This is a genomic window from Nocardia sp. NPDC003482, from assembly GCF_053588115.1.
The window spans coordinates 24,773-48,454 of record NZ_JBSFPI010000019.1 but is presented as its reverse complement, the minus strand read 5'-3'; the positions used below and the strand labels follow the sequence as shown (position 1 = coordinate 48,454).

Sequence of the window (23,682 nt, the reverse complement as noted above, 5' to 3'; positions counted from 1 at the left end):
CGTGCCGGAAGCATTGACAGCGGACGAGATTCGCGCCGCGGGCGCGCGCGCCGAGGCGGCCGGGGAGAGCGCGCCGCGCCTCGCCCGCGACCCGGTGAACCAGCCCATGATCAACAACTGGGTCGAGGCGATCGGCGATCGCAATCCGATCTACGTCGACGAGGAGGCCGCGCGCGCGGCCGGACATCCCGGCATCGTCGCCCCGCCCGCCATGGCCCAGGTGTGGACGATGCCCGGCCTGCACGGCGCGCGACCCGCCGACGATCCGATGAACGCGGTCAACGACCTGCTCGACCGCGCCGGGTACACCTCGGTGGTCGCCACCAACTGCGAGCAGACCTATCACCGGTACCTGCGGCTGGGCGAGCGCCCGCGGGCCCGCACCCGCTTGCAGGATCTGGTGGGCCCCAAGCGCACCGCGCTCGGCGAGGGCTGGTTCGCGACCTATGTGCTGACCTGGTACGTGGGCGACGAGGCGGTCACCGAAATGCGTTTCCGGATGCTGAAATTCGCGCCCGGCACCGCGAAACCCGCCGCACCGCAGGATGATCCGAGCAAGCGCGTCCGTCCGATCGTCTCGCTCGACACCGAATTCTTCTGGGCCGGAGCGAAACTCGGCGAACTGCGCGTCCAGCGGCTGCCCGACGGCACCCTGCGGCATCCGCCGGTTCCGGCGCTGTGGCAGGACAAGGCCGAACCGGTCGACTACGTGGTCGCCTCCGGCAAGGGCACCGTCTTCAGCTACGTCGTGCACCACGCCCCGAAGGTGCCCGGCCGGAGCCTGCCGTACGTGGTCGCGCTGGTCGAACTCGAGGAGGGCGTGCGGATGCTGGGCGAGCTGCGCGGCGTCGAACCCGATCGGGTGCGGGTGGATCTGCCCGTCGAGGTGGCCTTCGAGCGGCTCGACGACGACACCGTGCTGCCGTACTGGAAGGTGCTCGCATGACCGCCACGCTGAATCCGGCCACCGTCGCGGTGGGCACGGCCCTGCCCGAGGCGGTCGTGCACGCCGACCCCACCTTCGTCGTCTCGACGGCCCTGGCCACCAGGGACTTCCAGGACGTGCACCACGATCGCGACAAGGCGGTGGCGCGCGGCTCCAAGGACATCTTCGTCAACATCCTCACCGATATGGGCATCGTGCAGCGGTTCGTCACCGACTGGGCCGGGCCCGCCGCGGTGATGCGGTCCAACGCGCTGCGGCTCGGCGTGCCGCTCTACGCGGGCGACACCCTCACGCTGTCGGGCACGGTGACCGCGGTCGAGGGCGACGAGATCCACATCGAGGTGGTCGGCCGGGACAGCCTGGGCGACCACATCCGGGCACAGGTCGTCATCGCGATTCGGGAGCGGGCGTGAGCAATTCGATCAGCGGCAGGGCCGCCATCGTCGGCATCGGGGCGACCGACTTCTCCAAGGATTCCGGGCGCAGCGAGTTGCGGCTCGCGGCCGAGGCGGTCTCGGCCGCGCTCGCCGACGCCGGACTGACGCCCGCGGACGTGACCGGGCTGACGACGTTCACGATGGACACCAACACCCAGGCCGCGGTCGCGCGGGCGGTGGGCATCCCGCATCTGACGTTCTTCAGCAACATCCCGTTCGGCGGCGGCGCGGCCTGCGCGACCGTGCAGCAGGCGGCCATGGCCGTGGCCACCGGCATCGCGGACGTGGTGGTGGCCTACCGGGCGTTCAACGAGCGGTCCGGGCACCGGTTCGGCCAGTTCTCCACGCAGCTGGCCACCGCGCCGACCTCCTCGGGCGTGGACGCGGCGTGGGCCTATCCGCAGGGGCTGGGCACGCCCGCCGCGCAGGTGGCCATGGTGGCCCGGCGCTACATGCACGTCTACGGGGCGACCAGTGCCGACTTCGGCCGGGTGGCGGTCGCGGATCGCAAACACGCCGCGGTCAATCCGGCCGCGCACTTCTACGGCAAGCCGATCACCCTGGAGGATCATCAGAACTCGCGCTGGATCGCCGAACCGCTGCACCTACTGGACTGCTGTCAGGAGACCGACGGCGGCGTCGCGCTGGTGATCACGAGCGCCGAGCGGGCGCGGGATCTGCCGCAGCGCCCGGCCGTCATCGCCGCCGCCGCGCAGGGCTCGGGCGCGGATCAGTACGTGATGACCAGTTACTACCGCGACGCCCTGACCGGGCTGCCGGAAATGGGTCTGGTCGGCGAACAACTCTGGGCGCAAAGCGGTTTGCGGCCCGACGACATGCAGGCCGCGATTCTCTACGACCACTTCACGCCCTTCGTGCTGATGCAGCTCGAGGAACTCGGATTCTGCGGCCGCGGCGACGCCAAGGATTTCATCGCCGACGGCGCGATCGAGGTGGGCGGGCGGCTGCCGCTCAACACCCACGGCGGTCAGCTCGGCGAGGCGTACATCCACGGCATGAACGGCATCTCCGAGGCGGTGCGGCAGCTGCGCGGCACCTCGGTCAACCAGGTCGAGAACGTGACCAACATGGTCGTCACCGCCGGGACCGGGGTGCCCACCTCCGGGCTGGTGCTCACCACGAACTGATCGGTCTTCGCCCGGAAAACCATTGCGCACAGTCGCTTTCGAATGGCGAATGCGAAATTGCGTTCTGTGCCGGATGGAAGCCGGTAGGGGGAATCGGTTGTGCCCATTCACAACCGTATATGGAATCGACCTGGTGTTTCCGATTCTCCTGCTGGCGAACCGCGCGGCATGTAACGATGTGGCTGTTTCCGGCAGTTGCGAATACTTTGGGAGAGGCCAGTGGGCCGGGTGGGTACGGCGATACCGCGCGCGATCGGCTCGATCGTGCTGCTGGTGCTGGCCGTGTTCGCCCTGCGCGGCTTCGTCCCGGGAACCGCTGGGCCGCACGCGGTCTCGCCGCCCTCGGCGGTGACCGTCGCGCTCATGCCGGTGCTGTCGCTGGTGTCGGTGGTGATCCTGCTCGCGGGCGTGCTCACCAGTCAGCACCGGCTCCCGCTGGCGCTGCCCGAGCGGGATCGGGACCGCGAACGCCGCCCCGGTCGACTGCGCCGGATGGGCCTGGCGCTGCTGGTGGTGCTCGCCGTGCTGGCCGTGTGCGGCGCGATCGCGTGGTCGATCCGGCTGCTGGCCCCGGGCGGGTCCGCCACCCCGGAGACCCCCGCGCCGCGCCCCGCCCCGACCACCGCCGTGCCGACCACCCCGCCGGACCCCCATCCGTTCTCGGGCACACCGCATCTCACCGGGCGCACCCTGGTCCTGGTCGGCGCGACCGCGGGCGCCCTGATCGCCACCGCCTTCGTCGGACTGGTGGTGGTCGCGGTGAGCACCCGTCGTCGCCCGGCCGCCCCCGACGACGCGCCCGCCCCGGCGGCGGCCGAACCCCCGGTCTCGCTCGCGGAGGTGGCCGAGATGGGTCTGGCGGCCATGATCGCCTCCGGGCAGGACGCCCGCGAGGCCATCATCGCCTGCTATGTCGCGATGGAACGCGGCCTGGCCCTGGCCCGTGAGGTCGCGCCGCTGATCTCCGACACCCCCTCCGAGGTGCTGGCCCGCGCGTTCGAACGCGGTGCGCTGCACGACGCCTCGGCCCGCGAACTGGTCGCGCTGTTCGAGGAGGCCCGGTTCAGCCCGCACGCCATGCTGGAGTGGCAGCGCATGCGCGCCGAGCAGCTGCTGCGGATCGTGCTGCGGGATCTGCAGGGAGAAGAGGTCCGGTGAGGCGTTCGATGATCGTGGGCGGCGCGATCGTGGTGATCGCGCTGGTCGAGCTGGCGGCCCCCGCCGAGCGACGGGACCTGATCCCGCTGCTGGTGGCGGCGCCGCTGGTGGTCGCGCTGGGCCTGCTGGCCTGGTCGCTGGTCGAGGGCGCCCGCGCCGCGAGTCGAAAGGATCCGGCCGACAACGAGATCGAGAACGGCCCCGCCGAGATGTTGCGCCGGTGGCGGGCCCGCGCGCAGATGCTGGCCGACCGGGCCGACGGCTCGCGCGCGGACTGGGACCGCCATCTGCGTCCCCTGCTGGCCAAGGAGTTCGAGCTGTCCAGCGGCCATCGGATCGCCAAGAATCGCCGGGCGACCGAGGCCGCCGGACTCATGCAGTTCGGCCCGGAGCTGTGGCGCTGGGTGGATCCCGCCGATTCCGCGCTGCGCGACCAGACTTCGCGGGCGCCCGGCCGGGCGGCCCTCGACGAGATCCTGCGCCGACTGCAGTCGATGTGAAAAAGGTGCTACGAGTGTGACTTCGAATTCGAATATGACGACTCCCATGGACGTCACCATCAAACGCACCGAGGCGGTGCTGCGCGAGATATCCCGCGTGGTGGTCGGCAAACGCGAAGAGCTGCAACTGATCATGGTCGCGGTGCTGGCGGGCGGGCACGTCCTCATCGAGGATCTGCCCGGCCTGGGCAAGACGCTCATCGCGCGGTCCTTCGCCGCGGCGCTGGGCCTCCAGTTCACCCGCGTCCAGTTCACCCCGGACCTGCTGCCCGCGGATCTGATCGGCTCGACGATCTACGACATGAACTCGGGCCGGTTCAATTTCCGGCGCGGTCCGGTCTTCGCCAACATGCTGCTGGCCGACGAGATCAACCGCACCCCGCCCAAGACGCAGGCGGCCCTGCTCGAGGCCATGGCCGAGGGGCAGGTCAGCATCGACGGCGAAACCTTCCCGCTGCCACAGCCGTTCATCGTGCTGGCCACCGACAATCCGATCGAGTACGAGGGCACCTACCCGCTGCCCGAGGCCCAGCTCGACCGGTTCGCCGTGCAGTTGCGGCTGGGGTATCTGTCCGAGGAGGACGAGACCCAGATGATCCGCCGCCGCCTCGAGCGCGGCGCGGTGCCGCCGCAGGTCGGTCAGGTCGTCGACGCCCAGGGGCTGCTGGAGATGCGCCAGGCCGTCGAATACGTGACCGTGCATCCGGACGTGGTCACCTACGTGGTGGCGCTCGCCGCCGCCACCCGCGGCCATCCGCAGGTGGAGGTGGGCGCGAGCCCGCGCGCGGAACTGGATCTGGTGCAGATGGCCCGCGCCCGCGCGCTGCTCATGGGTCGCGACTACGTCATCCCGGAGGACGTCAAGGCGTTGGCGATTCCGGCGGTGGCACACCGCATCACGCTGCGCCCGGAGATGTGGGTGCGCCGCATCCGCGGCGAGGACGTGATCGGGGAACTGCTGCGCCGCCTACCGGTCCCGCGCGCCAGCGTGCCATGAGGCATCGCGACGTCACCTCGATCGCCGAGGCCGAATTGCGCTGGCGCCCGGCGGCATTGGTGTTCATGCTGGCCGGGGCGGCCGCGCCCGCGCTCGCCCTGGCGGTGATCCTCGGCCGCTGGCAGCTGCTGATCTTCGCCGCGCCCATGCTCGGCGTGCTCGCCAGCGCCCCGATGCAGTCGGCGCGCACCAGGATTCAGGTCGACGGCGCGGGCGTGCTGCGCTGCTTCGAATCCGAGGAGGTGGTGCTGCCGGTCGCGGCGTTCGTCGAGGACGGGCACGCGCTGCTGCGCTGCAAACCCGAACCGATCGAGGGCATCGAGGTGCGGGTGGAGGAGGCGGTGGACTCCGGCCTCACCCCGGCCGGGCTGCGGCTGGCCCTGTCCACCGCGCGCTGGGGCCGCTATCCGGTCCGGGTCCGGGTGACCGCGCTCAGCCCGGCCGGGCTCGCGGTGGCCTCGGTGTCGCTGCCCGCCGGACAGGTCTACGTGTACCCGATCGCCGATCCGCAGCGAATGCGCCTGCCGCGCACCGAACTTCCCGAGCGCATCGGCACCCACCTGACCCGGCGGCACGGGCCCGGCGTCGAATACGCCGACATCCGCGTCTACGCGCCGGGCGATCAGCTGCGCACGGTGAACTGGGCGGTGAGCGCGCGCCGCGGGCGGCTGTTCGTGACCGAGCGGCTCACCAACCGGGCCGCCGATGTGGTCGTGCTGGTGGACACCTCGTTGCAGGCCCCGGGCCCGGCCTCGGATTCGCTGGAACTGTCGGTGCGCGGCGCGGCCCAGGTCGCGCAGTCGGCCCTGCAGGCCGGGGACCGCACGGCCGTGGTGTGCCTCGGGCAGGCCCCGCGCTGGCTGCGGCCCGACATCGGGCGGCGGCAGTTCTACCGGATCGTGGACACCGTGCTCGACGTCGGCGACGAGCACATCGTCACCTCGGGCACGCTGGCCCCGCACACCGCGGTGCCGCTGGGCGCGATCGTGGTGGCCTTCTCCACGCTGCTCGACACCCAGTTCGCGCTCGCGCTCATCGATCTGCGCAAGCGCGGACACGTGGTGGTGGTCGTGGACGTGTTGCGCGGCACGCCCTTCCGCGACGGCCTGGATCGCACGCTGGCCCGGATGTGGCAGCTCGAACGGGCCGCCATGTACCGGGACATGGGCACGGTCGGGGTGGACATCGTGCCCTGGCCCGAGGACGCCCGGCTCGATCAGGTGGTGCGGATGCTGCCCGCGCATCGCCGTGTGGTGCGGGTGAAGCGATGACCCGATTCCTCGCCGTGTTGTCCGGGCTGCTGCTGACCGTGGCGGTGGCCGTCGCGCTGCCCTGGGCCGCGCTCGCCGCGGCCGCGCTCGTGGTGGCGGGCTGGTGGTGGCGGATCTGCGCGGTCGGCGCGGTGTTCGTGGCGCTGGGCGCCCTCGCCTGGGCCGACCCCGGCGCGCCGGTCGCCGCCGCCACCGGCGTGGTCGCCACGACGTATCTGCTCAACATCGCGACCGTGCACGCGCCGAAAGGTGTGGTTCCCACCACGTTGCCCTCGGTCGCCGGGGCGCTGATCGCCACCGGCGCGGCCGTTGCCGCGAGCGTGGTGCCCGCGCATTTCGCCTGGTTACCGCTGGCCGCGCCGGTTCTGGTGATCCTCGCCTACGCGGGCGTCGTGCGCGGGGTGACCCCCGAACCGGCCCCGGAGTCGACCGATCGGTAGGCTGAGACGACAGGGCGTAATACTACTTCATGTAGTATTACGCCCATGTGGTTGATTCCCGTTGTCGCCGTCGCCAGTTCCATCGCCATCGCCGTTCTGTTCGCGACGGGATTTCCCGAGCACTGAGTCCGCTCAGGAGCTGAACGTCAGCCGCACGTCCCCGAGCACCGGCGCGTCGTCGCGCTCGGGCGCGGTGGCCGCGATGATCACCTCACCGGTGCCGAGCCACATCCGCGAGCGGATCGTCTCGCCGGGATAGAGCACCCCCGCGAAGCGCGCCCGGAAACCGGTGACCCGGCTCGTGTCCGAGCCCAGCACGGTGTCCACGGCCGTCTTGCAGACGATGCCGTAGGTGCACAGCCCGTGCAGGATCGGATCGGGAAACCCCGCGCCCCTGGCGAATTCGGGATCCGAGTGCAGCGGATTGCGGTCCCCGCACAGGCGGTAGAGCAGCGCCTGCTGCGGCAGGGTGGGCGTGGCGACATCGAAATCCGGTGCGCGATCGGGCAATTCGGATTTCGTGCTCGGACCGCGCTCGCCGCCGAAGCCGCCCTCGCCGCGCGCGAAGATCGACGACCGCGCGGTCCACAGCGCCGCGCCGTCCGAACCGGTGACCGTGGTCTCCTGCACGATCACCGCCGACGAGCCCTTGTCCCAGATCTCGCTGATCCGCCCCGTGCTCGACGCCTTGCCCTCGGCCGGGAGCGGGCGGTGCACCACGATCTCCTGACTGCCGTGCACCACCTTCGCCAGGTCGATCTCCACGCCCGGGAAGCTCACCCGCGGCGGTTCGGTCATGCGCAGCGTGTGCGCGACGGTGGCGAAGGTCGGCAGCACCCGCGGGTCGCGGTCGTCGAGGTAGCGCAGTTCGGCCGGGTCGGTCCAGCGCGCCCCCGCGCCCAGGCCCAGATGGTAGAGCTGGACGTCGGAGGGCGACCAGGCGAACTCCTGGCTCGGAAGCGCCGCTCCCAGAGCGAGTTTCGGGTCGATCGGCATGACGCTGTCTCCTAGTTGCTCGCCTCGGTGGCCACCGGCTGCCGCTTCGCGCGGTCCACGATGTCCAGCACCGCCAGATAGCCGAAGGTGATCGCCGGTCCGATGGTCGCGCCCGGACCCGCGTAGGTGTGGCCCATGACCGGCGCGGAGGTGTTGCCCGCGGCGTAGAGGCCCTCGATCACGGTCTCGTCGGCGCGCAACACCCGGCCCGCGGTGTCGGTGACCAGACCGCCCTTGGTGCCGAGATCGCCGGGCACCATCTTCGCCGCGTAGTAGGGGCCCTGCACCAGCGCGGCCAGGCACGGATTCGGCTTGACCGTGGGGTCGCCGTAGTAGCGGTCGTAGGCGCTGTTCCCGCGGCCGAAGTCCTCGTCCACCCCGGTCTCGGCGAAGGCGTTGAAGCGCGTGACCGTATCGACCAGGGCCTGTTCCGGCACGCCGATGCGCTCGGCCAGCTCCGGCAGGGTGGGCGCGGAGACGATGTTGTCGTTCTCCATCCACCGCTTCGGAATCCGTTGTCCCGGTTGCAGTCCCGCGAAGATGTAGCGGTTGCGGTAGCGCTGGTCGAACACCAGCCAGGCGGGTACGTGCTCGCCGGGTCCGTCGCCCTGGCCGTATTCGCCGCCGTACATCTTGTGCACGGCCTCGACGTAGGGCAGGGACTCGTTGAAGAACCGCTTGCCCGCGGTGTCGACGATGATGCCGCCGGGCAGATTGCGCTCGGCCAGCGCGAACCACGGCTTACCGCCCTTGAACACGGTCGGGCCCCACCAGGCGTCGGCCATGATGTCCACGGCCGCACCGAGTTCCATGCCCGCGCGGATGGCGTCGCCGGTATTGGCCTTCGCGCCCGTGGTCCACTCGGTCCCGATCGGTTCGCGTTGGTACCGGTGCCGCATCTCGGCGTTGTGCTCGAAGCCGCCCGCGCCGAGGATCACCCCGTGCCGGGCCCGGAACGCCACGGTCTTCCCGTCCTGGGTGGCCTCGACGCCGACCACCCGGCCGTCCTCCACCAGCAGTCCGGTCAGCGGGGTGTTGAGGAGAACGGGTACATTGACATCGAGAAGGCCCTTGCGCATTGCCGCGATAATCGCTTGACCCATACCGAGAAGATGCTTACCGGTGAACTTGGCCCAATAGGTGCGCGCGCCGACCCGCAGGGCGCGCGCCATGCCCTTGGGGTGCCGTCGAATCAGGTTGAGCCGCACGAAGTCCGCCTGCGTGACGACCACGTTCAGCGGCGCCTTGCTGTAGGGGGGTTCCAGTTTGAAGCGCTCGTCGCCGAGCACCTTGGCGTCGAACGGCTTCGGCTCGCACGAGCGGCCCTGCGCCAGACCGCCCGGCGCCTCGGGGTAGTAGTCGGAGTAGCCCGGCACCCAGCGCAGTTTCAGCGGGGTGTGGTCGAGCACGAAGTTCAGCGCCTCGGCCCCGCGGTCGATGTAGGTGTCGATCCGCTGCTTGGGCACGACGTCGCCGATGATGTTGTACAGGTACTTGCGCGCCTCCTCCCGATCGTCGGGCCGGCCCGACGCGAGCAGCGCCTTGTTCCCCGGGATCCACACGCCGCCCCCGCTGCGCGCGGTCGACCCCCCGTAGTGCTCGGCCTTCTCCAGGACCACCACACGCAGGCCGTGGTGCGCGGCGGTGAGGGCGGCGGTCATTCCGGCGGCGCCGCTGCCGACCACCACCACATCGTATTCCCGATCACTCATGTAGAACACGTTATAGAATCGGCACAGGTTCGGTCTATATTGATCTGGCAGAAGGGACGGCTGGAGCGAGAAATCGCAGGAAAACTCGTTTCAGTTTTCGATCTCGGGCGCGGACCGGCCCCCAGTGGAAGGAAGTGGCGTGCTGTCGGATGCGGTACGGAGTGAACTGGCCGCCGAGCTCGCGCTCGCCGAGCGCGACCGGGTGCCGATCGACCCGCTGGTCGCGCGGTATCCCGACATCGATGTCGTCGACGCCTACGAGATCCAGCTGATCAACATTCGCGAGCGGATCGCGGGCGGCGCGCGGATCATCGGGCACAAGGTCGGACTGTCGTCGAAGGCCATGCAGCAGATGATGGGCGTGGACGAACCGGACTACGGGCATCTGCTCGCGGAGATGGAGGTGTTCACCGACGCCCCGGTGGACACCTCGCGGTACCTGTATCCGCGGGTGGAGGTCGAGGTCGGCTTCGTGCTCGGCGCGGATCTGCCGGGGGAGGAGTGCACCGAGGCCGACGTGCTCGCCGCGACCGTCGCCTACGCGCCCGCGATCGAGCTGATCGACACCCGCATCAAGGACTGGCGAATCGCGTTGTGCGACACCATCGCCGACAACGCCTCCTCGGCGGGCTGGGTGCTCGGCCCCGAGCGGGTGGCCCCGGACCTGCTGGACATCAAGGCCATCGACGCCCGCCTGACCCGCAACGGCGAGGTGGTCGCCGAGGGCCGCAGCGACGCGGTGCTGGGCGATCCGACCGTCGCGGTGGCGTGGCTGGCCCGCAAGGTCGCCTCCTTCGGGGTGCGGCTGCGCGCCGGGGACATCGTGCTGCCCGGTTCGTGCACCCGCGCCATCGACGCCCGGCCGGGCGACGACTTCCACGCCGAGTTCACCGGACTCGGTTCCGTCCGTTTGAAATTCAGCTGAGGAGATCCGAGTGCCTGCCAACGGAAAGGTCGCGGCCGCCATCGTCGGCTCCGGCAACATCAGTACCGATCTGCTGTACAAACTGCTGCGCTCGGACAAGATCGAGCCGCGCTGGATGATCGGCATCGATCCCGCGAGCGAGGGCCTGAAGCGCGCGGCCGGGCTGGGGCTCGAGACCTCGCACGAGGGGGTGGACTGGCTGCTCGCCCGGTCCGAACTGCCGGAGCTGATCTTCGAGGCGACCTCGGCGTACGTGCATCGCGAGGCCGCGCCGCGGTACGCCGAGGCGGGGATCCGGGCGGTCGATCTGACCCCGGCGGCGGTCGGGCCCGCGGTGGTGCCGCCGGTGAACCTGGACGCGAATCTCGAGGCGCCCAACGTCAATATGATCACCTGCGGCGGGCAGGCCACGATTCCGATCGTGGCGGCGGTGTCGCGGGTGGTCGCGGTGCCCTACGCGGAGATCGTGGCCTCGGTGTCGTCGGTGTCGGCCGGGCCGGGGACGCGCGCGAACATCGACGAGTTCACCAAGACCACCAGCCGCGGTGTGGAGACCATCGGCGGTGCCCAGCGCGGGAAGGCGATCATCATCCTCAATCCCGCCGAACCGCCGATGATCATGCGCGACACCATCTTCTGCGCGATCCCCGAGGACGCCGACACCGACGCCATCGCCGAGTCGATCCATCGGATGGTCGCCGACATCCAGCAGTACGTGCCCGGGTACCGGCTGCTCAACGAGCCGCAGTTCGACGAGCCCTCGGTGGTTTCCGGTGGGCTGGCGAAGGTTTCGGTGTTCGTGGAGGTCGAGGGCGCGGGGGACTTCCTGCCGCCCTACGCGGGCAACCTCGACATCATGACCGCCGCCGCGACCCGCGTCGGTGACGTCATCGCAGACCAGATCCTGTCGGCCCGGGTCTAAGGAGACCGCCATGCCCTACTCTTCCGAACTCGACATCCGCGTCACCGACACCTCGCTGCGCGACGGGTCGCATCACAAGCGCCACCAGTTCACCGCCACCGAGGTGCGCGATATCGTGGCCGCGCTCGACGGCGCGGGCGTGCCGGTGATCGAGGTGACCCACGGCGACGGGCTGGGCGGCTCGTCGTTCAACTACGGCTTCTCCAAAACCCCTGAGCAGCAACTGATCACGATCGCCGCCGAGACGGCGAAGCGGGCCAAGATCGCGGTGCTCATGCTGCCCGGCGTCGGGGTCAAGGAGGACATCAAGATCTCCCAGGACAACGGGGCCTCGATCGTGCGCATCGCCACGCACTGCACCGAGGCGGACGTGTCCATCCAGCACTTCGGCCTCGCGCGCGAACTGGGCCTGGAGACCGTCGGCTTCCTGATGATGTCGCACAGCCAGCCTCCCGAGGTCCTCGCCAAGCAGGCCCGCATCATGGCCGACGCGGGCTGCCAGTGCGTCTACGTCGTCGACTCCGCGGGCGCCCTTGTCCTGGAACAGGTCTCCGACCGCGTCGCGGCCCTGGTCGCCGAACTCGGGAACGACGCCCAGGTCGGCTTCCACGGCCACGAGAACCTCGACCTCGGAAACGCCAACTCCGTCTTCGCCATCCGCGCCGGAGCCACCCAGATCGACGGCAGCGCAAGGCGTTTCGGCGCGGGCGCGGGCAACACCCCCGTCGAGGCCCTGGTCGCCGTCTGCGACAAGCTGAACATCAGGACCGGCATCGACTTCTACGCCATAGCCGACGCCGCCGAAGACGTCGTCCGCCCCGCCATGCCCACCGAATGCCTCCTCGACCGCCAATCCCTCATGATGGGCTACGCCGGCGTCTACTCCAGCTTCCTCAAACACGCCGAACGCCAAGCCGAACGCTACAACGTCTCCGCCGCCGAAATGCTCGTCCGAGCCGGCCACCGCAAACTCGTCGGCGGCCAGGAAGACCAACTGATCGACATCGCCCTGGAACTCCAACGCGAACAACAAGCCGTCACAGCCTGAGGCCCCGTTATGTGAAAAAGGTATGACCACTCAGCTGGGCGTATAGCATTCGTGCTATGGGTTGGGGTACCGTCGAGCTGGAATCGGAGATACGTACGTGGCTGGAGCGCCTGCCCGCGGACGAGTTCGCCCGAGCGGCCTTCTACATCGACCTGCTGGCCGAGGAGGGGCCGCTGCTGGGTGAGCCCTACACCCGGCAGCTCGACGGCAAGTTGCGTGAGCTTCGATTCCATCTCGACAGTCGGCAGGTGCGTGTCACCTACTGGATCGCTCCGGGGCGGCGGATCATACTGCTGACCGTGTTCGTGAAGACGCGGATGCGTGAGCGTGCGCAGATCGAGCGGGCGCGACGTGCCATGGAGCGCTGCGTCAGGGCGCGGCACTCCGCTGAGGAGGATGAGATCGATGGCTGAGCGTTCCGACTGGACAGAACTGCGCGACCGTCGAATGCGGGAGCCCGGCGCCGCCGAGGCGTACGAGGTGACGCGACTCGCGTACGAACTCGGGCGAACCATTCGACGGATGCGCGAGGACCGCGGCTGGAGTCAGAGCGGCCTCGCGGACCGCGCCGGTATGACCCAATCCGCGGTCGCCCGCTTCGAAGCGGGCGGAACCGTCCCCAGCCTCCCGGTGCTCGAACGACTCGCCCACGCCCTCGACGCCGACCTCGTGGTCCAGGTACGCCCCCGGGTGGCCTAGAACCACCGCGGCCTGGAGCAAACTGTCCAACCCGCGAGGGTCGGGACCGGTCTTGGATGCGATCGGCGTGGGGCATGAGGTCCAGGTCAGAGCCAGGTGTCCTGGGTGGTGGTGGTGAGGAAGTGTTCCAGGTCGGCTCGCCAGGGGGCCGGGGTGGTTTTGTCGGGTTCGATGGCGGTGTATTGGCCGCGGTAGAACAGCAGCGGCCTGCCGGAGTCGGTGGACTCCGACAGGGCCTCCACCCGGCCGATCACGATGTGGTGATCGCCGCCGTCGACGACCGTGGCCACGGTGCACTGGATGGTGGCCAGGGCGTCGTCCAGGAGCGGGAGCTCCAGGTTCGAGGGGCGCCAGGGGATTCCGGCGAACTTGTCGGGTTCCCGGGAGCCGAAGCGGGCGCAGATCTCGCGTTGTTCCTCGGCGAGGACGTTGACGCAGAAGCGGCCCGCGCGTTCGATGGCCGCCCAGGTGCGCGAGCCCTTGGTGGGGCAGAACAGCACCTGCGGCGGGTCGAGGGAGAGCGCGGCGAACGACTGGCAGGCGAAGCCCACGGGGGCGCCCTCGGCGTCGAGGGTCGTGATCACCGTGATGCCGGTGCAGAACTGCCCCAGCACATTCCGGAACCGACGCGGGTCGATCGCGGCCGGGCCGTCCGTCATCTCGCTCACCCCTGCTTGAACTGGATCGTGAAGTCGTGCCCCCACAGGCTCACCGCGGTCGACTCCCGCGCGACCCAGTCGGCGTCCTCGACTTCCAAACCCTCACAACCGAATTCGACGTCGAAACCACCGGGTGTCTTCATGTAGAACGACAGCATCTTGTCGTTCACGTGCCGCCCCAGCGTCGCCGACATCTTCACCTTCCTGCGCAACGCCCGGTCCAGGCACAGCCCGACATCGTCGGAGTTCTCCACCTCGACCATCAGATGCACGATCCCGCTCGGCGTCGGCATCGGCAGGAACGCCAGCGAGTGATGCCGCGGATTGCACCCGAAGAACCGCAGCCAGGCCGGTTCCCCGTCGGCGGGCCGCCCGACGGCCTGCGGGGGCAGCCGCATCGAATCGCGCAGCCGGAACCCCAGCACATCGCGATAGAACCGCAGCGCCGCCTTGTCGTCGGTCGTGCTCAGCACCACGTGCCCGAGCCCCTGCTCCCCGGTCACGAACCGATGCCCGTACGGACTCACCACCCGCCGATGCTCGAGCGCCACCCCGTGGAACGCCTCGAGCACATTGCCCGAGGGATCCTCGAACCGGATCAGCTCGAACACCCGCCGATCGGCCAGCTCCTCGGCCGTGCCCTCCTTGTAGGGCACCCCCGCGGCCTCCAGCCGATCCCGAACATCCTGCAGCTCTTCGGCATTCGCGGTCTCCCACCCCGAGATCTGCAACCGGTCCCGCTCGCCGGGCACGATCACCAGCCGCGCGGGGAAATCGTCCATCCGCAGGTAGAGCGCGTCGGGATCGCCGCCCTTGCCCTCGACCATGCCGAGCACCTTGAGCCCGTAGTCGCGCCAGGCCGCCATGTCGGTGGCCTCGATGCGCATGTAACCGAGCGATCGAATGCCCATTGCTACTTCTCCTTCGGCGACAGGAAATCCGTTGCCAGACGGTTGAATTCGTCGAACTTCTCCAGCTGCGCCCAATGCCCGCAACCGCCGAACACGTGCAACTGCGCCCGCGGGATCGTCTTCAGCGCCACCAGCGCCCCGTCGAGCGGATTGACCCGGTCCTCCCGGCCCCAGATGAGCAGCACCGGCTGACGCAGCTTGTACGCCTCCCGCCACAGCATGCCCTTCTCGAAATCCGCGCCCGCGAAGGACTTCCCCATGGCCCGGGTCGCGGCCAGCGCCTCGGGCGTCGACGCCGAGGCGAACCGCTCCTCGACCAGTTCCGGCGTGATCAGCGACTGGTCGAACACCATGATCCGCAGGAAGTTCTCGATGTTCTCCCGCGTCGGCTCGACATTGAACCGCCCCAGCGCCTTCACGCCCTCGGTCGGATCCGGCGCGAACAGATTGGTGCTCAACCCGCCCGGCCCCATCAGCACGAGCTTGCCCGCCCGATCCGGATAATCGAGCGCGAACCGCACCGCGGTCCCGCCGCCCAGCGAATTGCCCAGCAGGTGCACCCGCCCGGTGACCCCGAGCGCGTCGAGCAGATCCCGCAGCGCCGACGAACTGTGCACGAAGTACTGCGGATGCTCGATCGGCTTGTCCGACAACCCGAATCCGGGCTGATCCACGGCCAGCACATGGAAGCTCTCGGCCAGCACCGGGATATTGCGGGCGAAATTGGACCACGAGGAGGCGCCGGGCCCGCCGCCGTGCAGCAGCACGATCGTCGGACCGTTGCCCACGCCCGCCTCGTGGTAGTGCAGGCGCAGATCCGGCCGCGCCTGGGCGTACCGCGAGGTCGACTCGAAGGTCAGTTCGGCGGTCGAGGTCATCACACCATCCCGTCGGTCACCGGCAAGCCGAACGCGTGCGTGCCGTACATGACGTAGGCCCGCTCGGGATCGTTGGCCGCGTGCACCCGCCCGGCGTGCGCGTCGCGCCAGAACCGTTGCAGCGGAGTGCCGTTGGCCAGCGCCGTCGCGCCGGAGCTCTCGAAGAGTTTGTCGATCGAGGCGATCGCGCGCCCGGTGGCGCGGACCTGATCGCGCCGCGCCCGCACCCGCAGATCGAACGGAATCTCCTTGCCCGCCACCAACAACGCGTACTCGTCGGCCACATTGCCCGACAGCTGCCGCCAGGCGGCATCGATATCGCTGGCCGCCTCGGCGATGCGCACCTTGGCGAACGGATCGTCCTTGGCCTTCTCCCCGGCGTAGGCGGCGCGGATGCGCTTGCCCTGATGCTCCACGTGCGCCTCCAGCGCGCCGTAGGCCATGCCCACGATCGGCGAGGAGATGGTGGTGGGATGGATGGTGCCCCAGGGCATCTTGTACACCGGATCGGTATTGTGTTCCAGCCCAGGCGATTTCAGCTCGTTCATCGTCTTGTAGGACAGGAAGCGATGACGCGGCACGAAGACGTTCTCGACCACCAGCGTGTTCGAGCCGGTGCCGCGCAGGCCCACCACGTTCCACACGTCGTCGACGCGGTACTCGCTGCGCGGGATGAGGAAGCTGCCGAAGTCGACCGGCTTGCCGTCCTTGATGACCGGCCCGCCGACGAAGGTCCAGTCGGCGTGATCGCTGCCCGAGGACCAGTTCCACGACCCGTTGACGAGGTACCCGTCGTCGGTCACCACGCCCGCGCCCATCGGGGCGTAGGACGAGGAGATGCGCACGGTGCTGTCGGTGCCCCAAACCTCTTCCTGCGCACGCTGATCGAACAGCGCGAGGTGCCAGTTGTGGATGCCGATGATGCCCGCGACCCAGCCGGTGGACCCGCACGCGCTCGCGATCTTGCGCACGGTGTCGTAGAAGACGACCGGGTCGGCGGCCAGGCCGCCCCACTGCCGGGGCTGCACGAGCCGGAAGAAACCGGTCTCGGCCAGCGCCTTCATCGTCTCGTCGGGGATGCGACGTAGATCCTCTGCCTCCTGCGCTCGCTCGCGCAGCATCGGCAACAGCGCTTCGACCCGCTCTGTTACTTCTTGCGTCATCTCGGGGGCTGCTCCTGCCTGGTCGTCTTCGGACCGGGGTACCCGGTTGATCCTGTCACTGAGACTAGAACAGGTTCTTATTCATGTCGAGAACGGGTATCCGCTCGATGGAAACATTGCCCCTTGCCTGGTCGTCACGGCAATAGCTGGCGTCGCGGCAGAGTTTTTTGTAACGTGTTCTAGTACTTCCAGAGGAGGGATCACAATGGCGGAAACCGCACCTGCGCGCGGCGGGAAGATCCGTGAGATCGACGTCGGGTCCACGCCCACGCGATACGCGCGGGGCTGGCACTGCCTGGGCCTGGCCGCATCGTTCCGGGACGGCAAGCCGCACGCCGTGCAGGCATTCGGCACCAAGCTGGTGGTCTGGGCCGACAGCTCGGGGGAACTGCGGGTGCTCGACGCCTACTGCCGACACCTCGGCGGGGATCTGAGCATGGGTGAGATCAAGGGCGATTCGGTCGCCTGCCCGTTCCACGACTGGCGCTGGGGCGGCAACGGCCGATGCACCTCGATCCCGTACGCGCGGCGCGTGCCGCCGCTGGCGCGCACCCGCGCCTGGACCACGCTCGAGCGCAACGGCCAGCTGTTCGTCTGGCACGACCACGAGGGCAATCCGCCGCCGGACGACATCACCATCCCCTACATCGAGGGTCCCTACCAGGACACCGAGGGCAACACGAGCGAGACGCTCGACAGCGGCTGGACGGACTGGACCTGGAACTCGATGCTGATCGAGGGCGCCAACTGCCGCGAGATCATCGACAACGTGGTCGACATGGCCCACTTCTTCTACATCCACTTCGCCTATCCGACGTACTTCAAGAACGTCTTCGAGGGCCACATCGCCAGCCAGTACCTGGAGACCAAGAGCCGCCCCGACGTCGGCATGGGCAGCCAGTACGGCGACACCCTGCTCAAGTCGGTGGCCGCGTACTACGGGCCGTCCTACATGATCAATCCGCTGCACAACTTCTACGGCGGATTCGAGGTGCGCAGTGTGCTGATCAACTGCCACTACCCGGTCACCCAGGACTCGTTCGTGTTGCAGTGGGGCATCACGCTGGAGAAGCCCAAGGGCATCGACGACGAGGCGTCGAAGAAGTTGGCGGCCAAGATGACCGAGGGCATCAGCGTCGGCTTCCTCCAGGACGTGGAGATCTGGAAGCACAAGTCCAAGATCGACAATCCGCTGCTGTGCGAGGAGGACGGCCCGGTCTACCAGCTGCGCCGTTGGTACGACCAGTTCTACGTGGACGTCGTCGACATCGATCCGAAGTCGGTGCAGCGCTTCGAGTTCGAGGTCGACACGACCAAGGCGAACGAGGCGTGGGAGGCCGAGGTCGCCGAGAACCTGCGCCGCAAGCGCGAGCAGGAGGCGGCGCAGGAGGCGAACGCCTGATGACCCGATGGGCGAAGGCACCGGATTTCGCGGATCGTCCCGAGTGGCTCGCGCGGGTGCGCGCCCAGACGGTCGTCGACAAGCAGCGCTACCTCGAGGACGGCATGACCCCGCTCTCGTGTGCCACCTGCGGCACGGGCGTCCTGGTCCGCAAGGCCAGCGCCCACCAGACCTCGGTGCAGTGGACGGCCGACCCCGCCGCCCACTGCCCGATCTTCCGCGACCTGCACACCGGCCCCGGCCGCCCCGACTCCTGCCCGAACCTCGAGAAGACCATCGACCACGCCGTGGCCGAGGGCCTTCTCGAGGTCCCGGAGTAGTGGGCCGCCAGGGCCGAGGGCTGGTCGAGGTTCCGGAGTCGCGGGCCACCGGGGCCGGGCCACTCGAGGTACCGGAGTAATCGGCTGCCGTAGCCGGGCCGTCGGTGCCGGAGTAGCGGGCCGGGTCCTCAGTCCAGTCGGAAGTCGGCGAAGTCGAAGCCGGGGGAGACGACGCAGGTGACCAGGACGTGGTCCGGGCCGAGGGGGCGGGCGGACTGGGTGACGCCGCCGGGGACCACGGCGTGGGGGCGTTGGCCCCGTTCGATGTCGGGGCCGAGGACGATCTCCTCGCCGCCGATGTCGAGCGCGAGCGGGCCGCCGCCGTGCCACAGCCACAGCTCGTCGGAGCGGACGGTGTGCGGGGCGGATTTCTCCCCGGGCATGAGCAGGAAGTAGATGGCGGTGGCCGCCGCGCGCGGGCCCGGGTAGCCCTCGGGCGCGAATTCGATGGGGCTGCGCCAGGTTTCACGGAACCAGCCGCCCTCGGGGTGGGGTTCCAGATCGAGGGCCGCGGCCAGAGCGGGGCGGTCCGGCATGAGGGTCCTCCTACTTCAGGCCGTGCATGGCGGCCACGATCCGGTCCAGAACGGGTTGCGGCAGCAGCCGTTTCAGCGCGAACACCAGCGGGGCACGGCTGCCGACGGCCCGGAACGGCCGGGGCGATTCGACCACCCCGGCGATGGCCCGCGCCACCTTCTCCGCGGAGACGCCCGCGGCCTCGTTGCGTGCCAACGCGGCGAGCACGATGTCCACCTCGGCGCGGTAGGGGGAGTTCTCCCCGACGTAGATCGTGCGCCGCGTGCTGATCCCGGTATTGATCGAACCGGGCTCGACGGTGGTGACCGAGATGCCGAACGGCGACACCTCGCGCCGCATCCCGTCGGCGAAACCCTTGATCGCGGCCTTCGTCGCCACATACGACGAGCGGTAGGCCAGCGGAAAACTCGCCAGCATGGATCCGATCATGACGATGTGCCCGCGCCCGCGCGCCCGCATTCCGGGCAGCACCAGCTGGGCCAGCCGCACCGGGCCGAAAACATTGACCTGGAACAGTCTTTCGATCGCGTCGAGCGGCAACTCCTCGAGCGGCCCGGCCTGACTCTCCCCGGCATTGCTGATCAGCACGTCGATCTCGCCCAGGTCCGCCGCGAAGGTCTCGATGGCCGCCGGATCGGTGAGATCCAGTGCCCGGTACTCCACGCCCGCCACGCGATCGGACTCCGGAATGGTCTCGGGTTTGCGGCTGGTGCCGATGACGCGATACCCGCGGGCGACCAGCGCGGCGGCGGTCGCGGCGCCGATACCGGAGGAGGCGCCGGTGATCAGGGCGGTGGTCATGCTGTTCTCCTGGTGATCGGTGCGCGCAGGAACTCCGCGATCGACCGCGCGACCTCGCCGGGACGCTCGATGATCGGGGAATGCCCCGCGCCGGTGAGGATTTCGACGCGCGCGCCGACGGCACGATACCGCGCGGCGGTCGGGGACCAGTCGTAGAGCCGATCGCGCTCCCCGTGCAGCACCAGCGTCGGCAGCCCGAGGTCGCGCACCTGCGCGTCCAGCGGCCGCGCGGCCAGCCTGCGTCGCCGGTCCACCAGCACGACGCGCGCCATGCGCGGACTCATCGCGCGGTGATCGAGCACCCCCTGATCGGCGTGCTCGAAGGCGGCGGCGAGAGCGAAACCCGGTGCGACACCGAAACGCAGTCCCCGGCGAACGAAGGCGGGCAACGCCATTCGATGCAGCAGCGGCCCGAGCAGCGCGTGCCCGAGCAACCCGTTGTCGGGCGGGAAGCGGGCCAGGCCGTAATCGGGTGCCTGATCGATCAACACCACCTCACCCACCCGCTCCGACCGCTCGGCCGTCGCCAAGGCCACATCGGCGCCGAACGAATGCCCTGCCACCGCAACGTCTTTCAGATCCAGCGCGGCGAGCACCGCCGCCACCATGGCACCCTGCGCCGGAGCGTCGAGATCGTCGTGCCCGCCGGTGTACCCGTGCCCCCGCAGATCGACCCGAACCACCTGGTGCCGCGCCGCCAGCAGCGGCGTCACCCGGTCGTACCACCGCAGCGAACCACTGAAACCGTGCAGCAGCACAACGGTTTTCGCCCCCGCGTCACCGTCCCGCCGAACATGCACCCGAGCGCCCCCGGCCTCGACGAATTCCCCGATCGGAGCGACTTCGGTTGCGCGGCACCGCCTCCCGGCCATCAGAACGGCTCGCTGTAGGACAGCACGACCCGGTGGAACAGGTCGACGCGGTGTTCGCGAGCCGCGTCGCTGTCGGGCTCGAGCAGGCATTGGGTGGCGGTGCCGTCGTGCACGGCCACCAGGGCGGGACCCAGGCGGGCCGGGTCGGTGACGCGGCGACCCGCGCGGTTCAGCAGCGCCTCGACCTTGGGCAGCAGGGCGGCGACGATGGCCTCCTCGCGGGCGGCCATGGTGCGCCGCAGGGCGGGGTAGCGCAGCGCGTGGGCGGTGAATTCGTAGGTGATGCGAATCCATCGGTCGTCCACGGGGACCGCGCGCAGGACGCGTTCGATGCCGTGCCGCAGATCGGTGGTCTCGGCGGCGGGGGTTTCGTCGAGCAGGGCCGTCACCTCGCGCAGCATGTGATCGGAGCGCTGCTGCCACATGGTCAGGAACAGTTCCTCGAGCGAGGTGAAGTTGGAGTAGAACGCGCCGCGGGTGTAGCCCGCGCGCTCGCAGATCTGCTCCACCGTGCACCGGCCGAAGCCCTCGGCGGCGAACGCGTCGAAGGCCGCCTCCAGCAGGCGGCGACGGGTCTCCGCGCGGCGCTTGGTCATCCGTACGCCGCGCTGCGTGACCGGCTGATCGGCCTCGGTGGACGCCGCCATGCTCGAGCCCCTCCTCGCTGATGGATACATGAGCGTATCAAAGCTCGGTTAGGCTGATTTCGTGGACGTTCTCAGCGACACCATCGCGGCGGTGCGCACCGGCAGCCCGGCCGCCGGGCTGTTCGTCCGGCACGCGCCGTGGGGCAGGCGGTACCCGTTGGTGCCGAGCGCCGGATTCCACGTGCTGCTGCGGGGCTCGTGCTGGGCGCTGCCGCCGGAGGGGGAGCCGCTGGCGATGACGGCGGGCGACGTGCTGTTGATGCCGCGCGGTTCGGCGCACGTCCTGGTGAGCGATCCGGACGCCGAGGTGACCGAGGTGGCGATGCCGGGCGAGCCGCGCGAACTCGACGGTCCCGGGGAACGGGTCGAATTGCTCTGTGGCGCATACGAACTCGGTCGGCGGCATCCGCTCCTGGACGGGCTGCCCGATTTCGTGCTGCTGCCCGGGCGGTCGGATCGGCATCCGGCGCTGCGCGGGGCGGTCGAGCTGCTGACCGCGGAGGTGTCCGCGCCGGGCCCGGGCAGCGACGCGGCGTTGCCCGCGCTGCTGGACATGCTGTTGCTGTTCACGCTGCGCGCCTGGTTCGAATCGCCCGAAAGCTGTTCGCGCACCGGGGTTTTCACCGATCCGGCGGTGTCCGCGGCAATGCGGGCCATCCACGACGATCCGGGGTACCCGTGGACGGTCGCCACGCTCAGCGCGGTCGCGGGCGTCTCGCGGGCGACGCTGGGCCGCCGGTTCGCGGCCACCGTCGGCGAGGCCCCGCTGGCGTATCTGACCCGGTGGCGGATGCTCACCGCGGCGCGGCTGCTCCGGGAGAGCGACGCCGGGCTGGCCGCCGTCGCCCGCCGGGTCGGCTACGCCTCGGAATTCGCCTTCGCCAAGGCGTTCAAACGCGAATTCGGTCAGGCGCCCGGCCGGTACCGCCGGTCGACCGCCCGCCCGGCCGCCTAACCTGGACCCATGAGTTCAGGCTGGCGGCAGCGCACCGGACCCATCGGCGTCCTCACCGGCGCCGGGATCTCCACCGACTCCGGCATCCCCGACTTCCGCGGCCCGCGCGGCGTGTGGACCGAGGACCCGATGGCCGAGTTGCTGTCGACCTATCAGAATTACGTCGCCGATCCCGAACTGCGCCAACGGGCCTGGCTCGCCCGCCGCGACAACCCCGCCTGGCGAGCCGAACCCAATGCGGCGCACCGCGCTCTGGCCCGGCTGGCCGAGCACCGCGAGGTCGGCATCATCACCCAGAACATCGACCGCCTGCACCAGCGCGGCGGTTCCCCCGCGGAGTCGGTCGTGGAGATCCACGGCAACATGTTCGACGTCGTCTGCGTCGCCTGCGACCACACCACCACCATGGCCGCCACCCTCGACCGCGTCGCCGCCGGCGAACCCGACCCCGCCTGCCCCGACTGCGGCGGCATCCTCAAGGCCGCCACCATCATGTTCGGCCAGAATCTCGACCCCGCCGCCCTCTACGCCGCCCAGGCCATCGCCGAGAAGAGCGCCGTCTTCCTCGCTATCGGCACCTCCCTCCAGGTCGAACCCGCCGCCTCCCTCTGCGCGGTGGCCCTGCGCGCCGACGCCGCCCTGATCATCGTCAACGCCGACCCCACCCCCTACGACCCCTACGCCACCGAGATCATCCGCGAACCCATAGGCACCGCCATCCCGAAACTGGTGGAGGAGATGCTTCAGGCTTGACCGGCGAACTTCGCCAGTTGGGCCGCGATTTTCTCGATGTCGGCGAGCTCGCCGGTAGCGACGGCGATGACGAAGGGATAGGTCTCGGCGAGAGGGGCGTTGGCCAGGGTCACCCGATGGCCGTTGATGCCGAGGAAGACCGCCGCCGCGGTCCACGCGGTGCGTTTGTTGCCGTCGACGAGCGGATGATTGCGGGCCAGCGATTCGAGCAAGGCGGCCGCCTTGTCGAACAGGCTCGGATAGGCGTCCTCCCCGAAAACGGTTGTCCGGTAACGAAAAACGGCCGCCTGAAGCAGCCCCGCGTCGCGGACCTTCGTTCTACCCTCCGTCACGGAGTAGGCGATCGCGAGGATGTCCTCGACGTCGAGGTAGATCACTTCAGTTCGTTCAGCAGATCGCGATGCTCCTCGATCGCGAAGCTGATCTCGGCATGGACCAGGTCGCGATGTCGCCGACGAGCGACGTATTCCGCGATCGCGTCGTTGATCACGGTGTTCATGCTTCGTCCCTCCCGCTCGGCCTGCGCGCGGACGCTCGCCTCGTTCTCGTCGGTGAGTCGCAGATTCATGGCCACTCCAATACGGT

29 protein-coding genes are annotated in these 23,682 nt (G+C 69.5%); 17 read left to right on the top strand and 12 right to left on the bottom strand.

The window, feature by feature from the left end:
* Position 1 precedes the first annotated feature (1 nt).
* From ACWDSJ_RS27075 to ACWDSJ_RS27040, 8 genes are all read left to right on the top strand, one after another.
* Complete coding sequence (locus tag ACWDSJ_RS27075; protein ID WP_450035170.1) at positions 2-946, top strand: bifunctional MaoC family dehydratase N-terminal/OB-fold nucleic acid binding domain-containing protein; 945 nt, start codon at positions 2-4, stop codon at positions 944-946.
* Positions 943-1,359: a MaoC family dehydratase gene (locus tag ACWDSJ_RS27070; RefSeq protein WP_387368276.1), complete on the top strand. Its 417-nt coding sequence runs from the start codon at positions 943-945 to the stop codon at positions 1,357-1,359. The genes ACWDSJ_RS27075 and ACWDSJ_RS27070 overlap by 4 nt, the downstream gene beginning before the upstream one ends.
* Positions 1,356-2,531 carry a lipid-transfer protein gene (locus ACWDSJ_RS27065; RefSeq protein WP_387368278.1) on the top strand — a complete coding sequence of 392 codons (1,176 nt, stop codon included), beginning with the start codon at positions 1,356-1,358 and terminating at the stop codon, positions 2,529-2,531. The genes ACWDSJ_RS27070 and ACWDSJ_RS27065 overlap by 4 nt, the downstream gene beginning before the upstream one ends.
* 228 nt (positions 2,532-2,759) lie before the next feature.
* Entirely contained in the window at positions 2,760-3,689 is a 930-nt protein-coding gene (locus tag ACWDSJ_RS27060; protein ID WP_450035167.1) for a DUF4129 domain-containing protein, read from the top strand.
* Positions 3,686-4,189 carry a hypothetical protein gene (locus tag ACWDSJ_RS27055; RefSeq protein ID WP_387368282.1) on the top strand — a complete coding sequence of 168 codons (504 nt, stop codon included), beginning with the start codon at positions 3,686-3,688 and terminating at the stop codon, positions 4,187-4,189. Before ACWDSJ_RS27060 ends, ACWDSJ_RS27055 begins: the two co-directional genes overlap by 4 nt.
* 34 nt (positions 4,190-4,223) lie before the next feature.
* Positions 4,224-5,186 carry an AAA family ATPase gene (locus ACWDSJ_RS27050; RefSeq protein WP_387368284.1) on the top strand — a complete coding sequence of 321 codons (963 nt, stop codon included), beginning with the start codon at positions 4,224-4,226 and terminating at the stop codon, positions 5,184-5,186.
* Positions 5,183-6,457 carry a DUF58 domain-containing protein gene (locus tag ACWDSJ_RS27045; protein WP_387368285.1) on the top strand — a complete coding sequence of 425 codons (1,275 nt, stop codon included), beginning with the start codon at positions 5,183-5,185 and terminating at the stop codon, positions 6,455-6,457. The genes ACWDSJ_RS27050 and ACWDSJ_RS27045 overlap by 4 nt, the downstream gene beginning before the upstream one ends.
* Positions 6,454-6,897, top strand: coding sequence for a hypothetical protein (locus ACWDSJ_RS27040; RefSeq protein ID WP_387368287.1), 444 nt, complete (start codon positions 6,454-6,456; stop codon positions 6,895-6,897). The genes ACWDSJ_RS27045 and ACWDSJ_RS27040 overlap by 4 nt, the downstream gene beginning before the upstream one ends.
* 132 nt (positions 6,898-7,029) lie before the next feature.
* Here the strand turns inward: ACWDSJ_RS27040 and ACWDSJ_RS27035 are convergent, their stop codons facing one another.
* Together ACWDSJ_RS27035 and kstD are read right to left on the bottom strand one after the other, a co-directional pair.
* A complete protein-coding gene (locus ACWDSJ_RS27035; protein WP_387368289.1) occupies positions 7,030-7,893 on the bottom strand; it encodes a MaoC/PaaZ C-terminal domain-containing protein in 864 nt (287 codons plus the stop codon).
* A gap of 11 nt (positions 7,894-7,904) precedes the next feature.
* On the bottom strand, positions 7,905-9,614 hold the full coding sequence (gene kstD / locus ACWDSJ_RS27030; protein WP_450035164.1) for a 3-oxosteroid 1-dehydrogenase: 1,710 nt from the start codon (positions 9,612-9,614) through the stop codon (positions 7,905-7,907).
* A 130-nt stretch (positions 9,615-9,744) separates the two neighbouring features.
* Between kstD and ACWDSJ_RS27025 the strand changes: the two genes are divergently transcribed.
* The 5 genes from ACWDSJ_RS27025 to ACWDSJ_RS27005 are packed head-to-tail and all read left to right on the top strand — an operon-like array spanning position 9,745 to position 13,199.
* Positions 9,745-10,530, top strand: coding sequence for a 2-keto-4-pentenoate hydratase (locus ACWDSJ_RS27025; protein ID WP_450035162.1), 786 nt, complete (start codon positions 9,745-9,747; stop codon positions 10,528-10,530).
* Between the two features lie 10 nt (positions 10,531-10,540).
* The gene (locus ACWDSJ_RS27020; RefSeq protein WP_450035161.1) at positions 10,541-11,452 is read left to right on the top strand and encodes an acetaldehyde dehydrogenase (acetylating); all 912 of its coding nucleotides are present in this window, start codon (positions 10,541-10,543) and stop codon (positions 11,450-11,452) included.
* Between the two features lie 10 nt (positions 11,453-11,462).
* Positions 11,463-12,500 (top strand): 4-hydroxy-2-oxovalerate aldolase, encoded by a 1,038-nt coding sequence (dmpG, locus tag ACWDSJ_RS27015; RefSeq protein ID WP_450035160.1) that lies wholly within the window; start codon positions 11,463-11,465, stop codon positions 12,498-12,500.
* Between the two features lie 56 nt (positions 12,501-12,556).
* Positions 12,557-12,913 carry a type II toxin-antitoxin system RelE/ParE family toxin gene (locus ACWDSJ_RS27010; RefSeq protein ID WP_387368299.1) on the top strand — a complete coding sequence of 119 codons (357 nt, stop codon included), beginning with the start codon at positions 12,557-12,559 and terminating at the stop codon, positions 12,911-12,913.
* Complete coding sequence (locus tag ACWDSJ_RS27005; RefSeq protein ID WP_450035159.1) at positions 12,906-13,199, top strand: helix-turn-helix domain-containing protein; 294 nt, start codon at positions 12,906-12,908, stop codon at positions 13,197-13,199. The genes ACWDSJ_RS27010 and ACWDSJ_RS27005 overlap by 8 nt, the downstream gene beginning before the upstream one ends.
* Before the next feature lie 86 nt (positions 13,200-13,285).
* Here the strand turns inward: ACWDSJ_RS27005 and hsaB are convergent, their stop codons facing one another.
* From hsaB to hsaA, 4 genes are read right to left on the bottom strand one after another with little or no spacing between them, the layout of a single operon-like run.
* The gene (hsaB, locus tag ACWDSJ_RS27000) at positions 13,286-13,858 is read right to left on the bottom strand and encodes a 3-hydroxy-9,10-secoandrosta-1,3,5(10)-triene-9,17-dione monooxygenase reductase subunit (RefSeq protein ID WP_450035288.1); all 573 of its coding nucleotides are present in this window, start codon (positions 13,856-13,858) and stop codon (positions 13,286-13,288) included.
* A 5-nt stretch (positions 13,859-13,863) separates the two neighbouring features.
* Positions 13,864-14,769: an iron-dependent extradiol dioxygenase HsaC gene (hsaC, locus tag ACWDSJ_RS26995; RefSeq protein ID WP_450035157.1), complete on the bottom strand. Its 906-nt coding sequence runs from the start codon at positions 14,767-14,769 to the stop codon at positions 13,864-13,866.
* Between the two features lie 2 nt (positions 14,770-14,771).
* Complete coding sequence (gene hsaD / locus ACWDSJ_RS26990) at positions 14,772-15,647, bottom strand: 4,5:9,10-diseco-3-hydroxy-5,9,17-trioxoandrosta-1(10),2-diene-4-oate hydrolase (protein WP_450035155.1); 876 nt, start codon at positions 15,645-15,647, stop codon at positions 14,772-14,774.
* Positions 15,647-16,810, bottom strand: a complete 1,164-nt coding sequence (hsaA, locus tag ACWDSJ_RS26985; protein WP_450035154.1) for a 3-hydroxy-9,10-secoandrosta-1,3,5(10)-triene-9,17-dione monooxygenase oxygenase subunit — start codon at positions 16,808-16,810, stop codon at positions 15,647-15,649. Before hsaA ends, hsaD begins: the two co-directional genes overlap by 1 nt.
* A 205-nt stretch (positions 16,811-17,015) precedes the next feature.
* Here hsaA and ACWDSJ_RS26980 point away from each other — a divergent pair, with 205 nt between their 5' ends.
* On the top strand, positions 17,016-18,212 hold the full coding sequence (locus tag ACWDSJ_RS26980; protein ID WP_450035153.1) for a Rieske 2Fe-2S domain-containing protein: 1,197 nt from the start codon (positions 17,016-17,018) through the stop codon (positions 18,210-18,212).
* Positions 18,212-18,532: a hypothetical protein gene (locus tag ACWDSJ_RS26975; RefSeq protein WP_450035152.1), complete on the top strand. Its 321-nt coding sequence runs from the start codon at positions 18,212-18,214 to the stop codon at positions 18,530-18,532. The genes ACWDSJ_RS26980 and ACWDSJ_RS26975 overlap by 1 nt, the downstream gene beginning before the upstream one ends.
* A 128-nt stretch (positions 18,533-18,660) precedes the next feature.
* Here the strand turns inward: ACWDSJ_RS26975 and ACWDSJ_RS26970 are convergent, their stop codons facing one another.
* The 4 genes from ACWDSJ_RS26970 to ACWDSJ_RS26955 all read right to left on the bottom strand — a co-directional run bounded on the left by ACWDSJ_RS26970 (position 18,661) and on the right by ACWDSJ_RS26955 (position 21,389).
* On the bottom strand, positions 18,661-19,068 hold the full coding sequence (locus ACWDSJ_RS26970) for a cupin domain-containing protein (RefSeq protein ID WP_450035150.1): 408 nt from the start codon (positions 19,066-19,068) through the stop codon (positions 18,661-18,663).
* 10 nt (positions 19,069-19,078) lie between these two features.
* The gene (locus ACWDSJ_RS26965) at positions 19,079-19,870 is read right to left on the bottom strand and encodes an SDR family oxidoreductase (RefSeq protein ID WP_450035148.1); all 792 of its coding nucleotides are present in this window, start codon (positions 19,868-19,870) and stop codon (positions 19,079-19,081) included.
* Complete coding sequence (locus ACWDSJ_RS26960) at positions 19,867-20,670, bottom strand: alpha/beta fold hydrolase (RefSeq protein ID WP_450035147.1); 804 nt, start codon at positions 20,668-20,670, stop codon at positions 19,867-19,869. Before ACWDSJ_RS26960 ends, ACWDSJ_RS26965 begins: the two co-directional genes overlap by 4 nt.
* 71 nt (positions 20,671-20,741) lie before the next feature.
* Positions 20,742-21,389, bottom strand: a complete 648-nt coding sequence (locus tag ACWDSJ_RS26955; RefSeq protein ID WP_450035146.1) for a TetR/AcrR family transcriptional regulator — start codon at positions 21,387-21,389, stop codon at positions 20,742-20,744.
* Between the two features lie 61 nt (positions 21,390-21,450).
* Here ACWDSJ_RS26955 and ACWDSJ_RS26950 point away from each other — a divergent pair, with 61 nt between their 5' ends.
* Both ACWDSJ_RS26950 and ACWDSJ_RS26945 read left to right on the top strand, forming a co-directional pair.
* Positions 21,451-22,344: an AraC family transcriptional regulator gene (locus ACWDSJ_RS26950; protein WP_450035144.1), complete on the top strand. Its 894-nt coding sequence runs from the start codon at positions 21,451-21,453 to the stop codon at positions 22,342-22,344.
* 9 nt (positions 22,345-22,353) lie between these two features.
* A complete protein-coding gene (locus tag ACWDSJ_RS26945; RefSeq protein ID WP_450035142.1) occupies positions 22,354-23,097 on the top strand; it encodes an SIR2 family NAD-dependent protein deacylase in 744 nt (247 codons plus the stop codon).
* Here ACWDSJ_RS26945 and ACWDSJ_RS26940 read toward each other — a convergent pair.
* Positions 23,088-23,474: a type II toxin-antitoxin system death-on-curing family toxin gene (locus ACWDSJ_RS26940; RefSeq protein ID WP_450035141.1), complete on the bottom strand. Its 387-nt coding sequence runs from the start codon at positions 23,472-23,474 to the stop codon at positions 23,088-23,090. The genes ACWDSJ_RS26945 and ACWDSJ_RS26940 overlap by 10 nt on opposite strands.
* Complete coding sequence (locus ACWDSJ_RS26935; protein WP_450035140.1) at positions 23,471-23,665, bottom strand: CopG family transcriptional regulator; 195 nt, start codon at positions 23,663-23,665, stop codon at positions 23,471-23,473. The genes ACWDSJ_RS26940 and ACWDSJ_RS26935 overlap by 4 nt, the downstream gene beginning before the upstream one ends.
* Between the last annotated feature and the right edge of the window lie 17 nt (positions 23,666-23,682).

Bases quoted from the DNA above. Each gene is read 5' to 3' on its own strand.
- ACWDSJ_RS27045 (WP_387368285.1), top strand. From the start codon at position 5,183: ATGAGGCATCGCGACGTCACCTCGATCGCCGAGGCCGAATTGCGCTGG.
- ACWDSJ_RS27035 (WP_387368289.1), bottom strand. From the start codon at position 7,893: ATGCCGATCGACCCGAAACTCGCTCTGGGAGCGGCGCTTCCGAGCCAG.
- hsaD (WP_450035155.1), bottom strand. From the start codon at position 15,647: ATGACCTCGACCGCCGAACTGACCTTCGAGTCGACCTCGCGGTACGCC.
- ACWDSJ_RS26975 (WP_450035152.1), top strand. From the start codon at position 18,212: ATGACCCGATGGGCGAAGGCACCGGATTTCGCGGATCGTCCCGAGTGG.
- ACWDSJ_RS27040 (WP_387368287.1), top strand. From the start codon at position 6,454: ATGACCCGATTCCTCGCCGTGTTGTCCGGGCTGCTGCTGACCGTGGCG.
- ACWDSJ_RS27010 (WP_387368299.1), top strand. From the start codon at position 12,557: ATGGGTTGGGGTACCGTCGAGCTGGAATCGGAGATACGTACGTGGCTG.
- ACWDSJ_RS27005 (WP_450035159.1), top strand. From the start codon at position 12,906: ATGGCTGAGCGTTCCGACTGGACAGAACTGCGCGACCGTCGAATGCGG.
- ACWDSJ_RS26965 (WP_450035148.1), bottom strand. From the start codon at position 19,870: ATGACCACCGCCCTGATCACCGGCGCCTCCTCCGGTATCGGCGCCGCG.
- hsaC (WP_450035157.1), bottom strand. From the start codon at position 14,769: ATGGGCATTCGATCGCTCGGTTACATGCGCATCGAGGCCACCGACATG.
- ACWDSJ_RS26935 (WP_450035140.1), bottom strand. From the start codon at position 23,665: ATGAATCTGCGACTCACCGACGAGAACGAGGCGAGCGTCCGCGCGCAG.
- dmpG (WP_450035160.1), top strand. From the start codon at position 11,463: ATGCCCTACTCTTCCGAACTCGACATCCGCGTCACCGACACCTCGCTG.
- ACWDSJ_RS26945 (WP_450035142.1), top strand. From the start codon at position 22,354: ATGAGTTCAGGCTGGCGGCAGCGCACCGGACCCATCGGCGTCCTCACC.
- hsaB (WP_450035288.1), bottom strand. From the start codon at position 13,858: ATGACGGACGGCCCGGCCGCGATCGACCCGCGTCGGTTCCGGAATGTG.
- ACWDSJ_RS27070 (WP_387368276.1), top strand. From the start codon at position 943: ATGACCGCCACGCTGAATCCGGCCACCGTCGCGGTGGGCACGGCCCTG.
- ACWDSJ_RS26955 (WP_450035146.1), bottom strand. From the start codon at position 21,389: ATGGCGGCGTCCACCGAGGCCGATCAGCCGGTCACGCAGCGCGGCGTA.
- hsaA (WP_450035154.1), bottom strand. From the start codon at position 16,810: ATGACGCAAGAAGTAACAGAGCGGGTCGAAGCGCTGTTGCCGATGCTG.
- ACWDSJ_RS26970 (WP_450035150.1), bottom strand. From the start codon at position 19,068: ATGCCGGACCGCCCCGCTCTGGCCGCGGCCCTCGATCTGGAACCCCAC.
- ACWDSJ_RS26980 (WP_450035153.1), top strand. From the start codon at position 17,016: ATGGCGGAAACCGCACCTGCGCGCGGCGGGAAGATCCGTGAGATCGAC.
- ACWDSJ_RS27050 (WP_387368284.1), top strand. From the start codon at position 4,224: ATGACGACTCCCATGGACGTCACCATCAAACGCACCGAGGCGGTGCTG.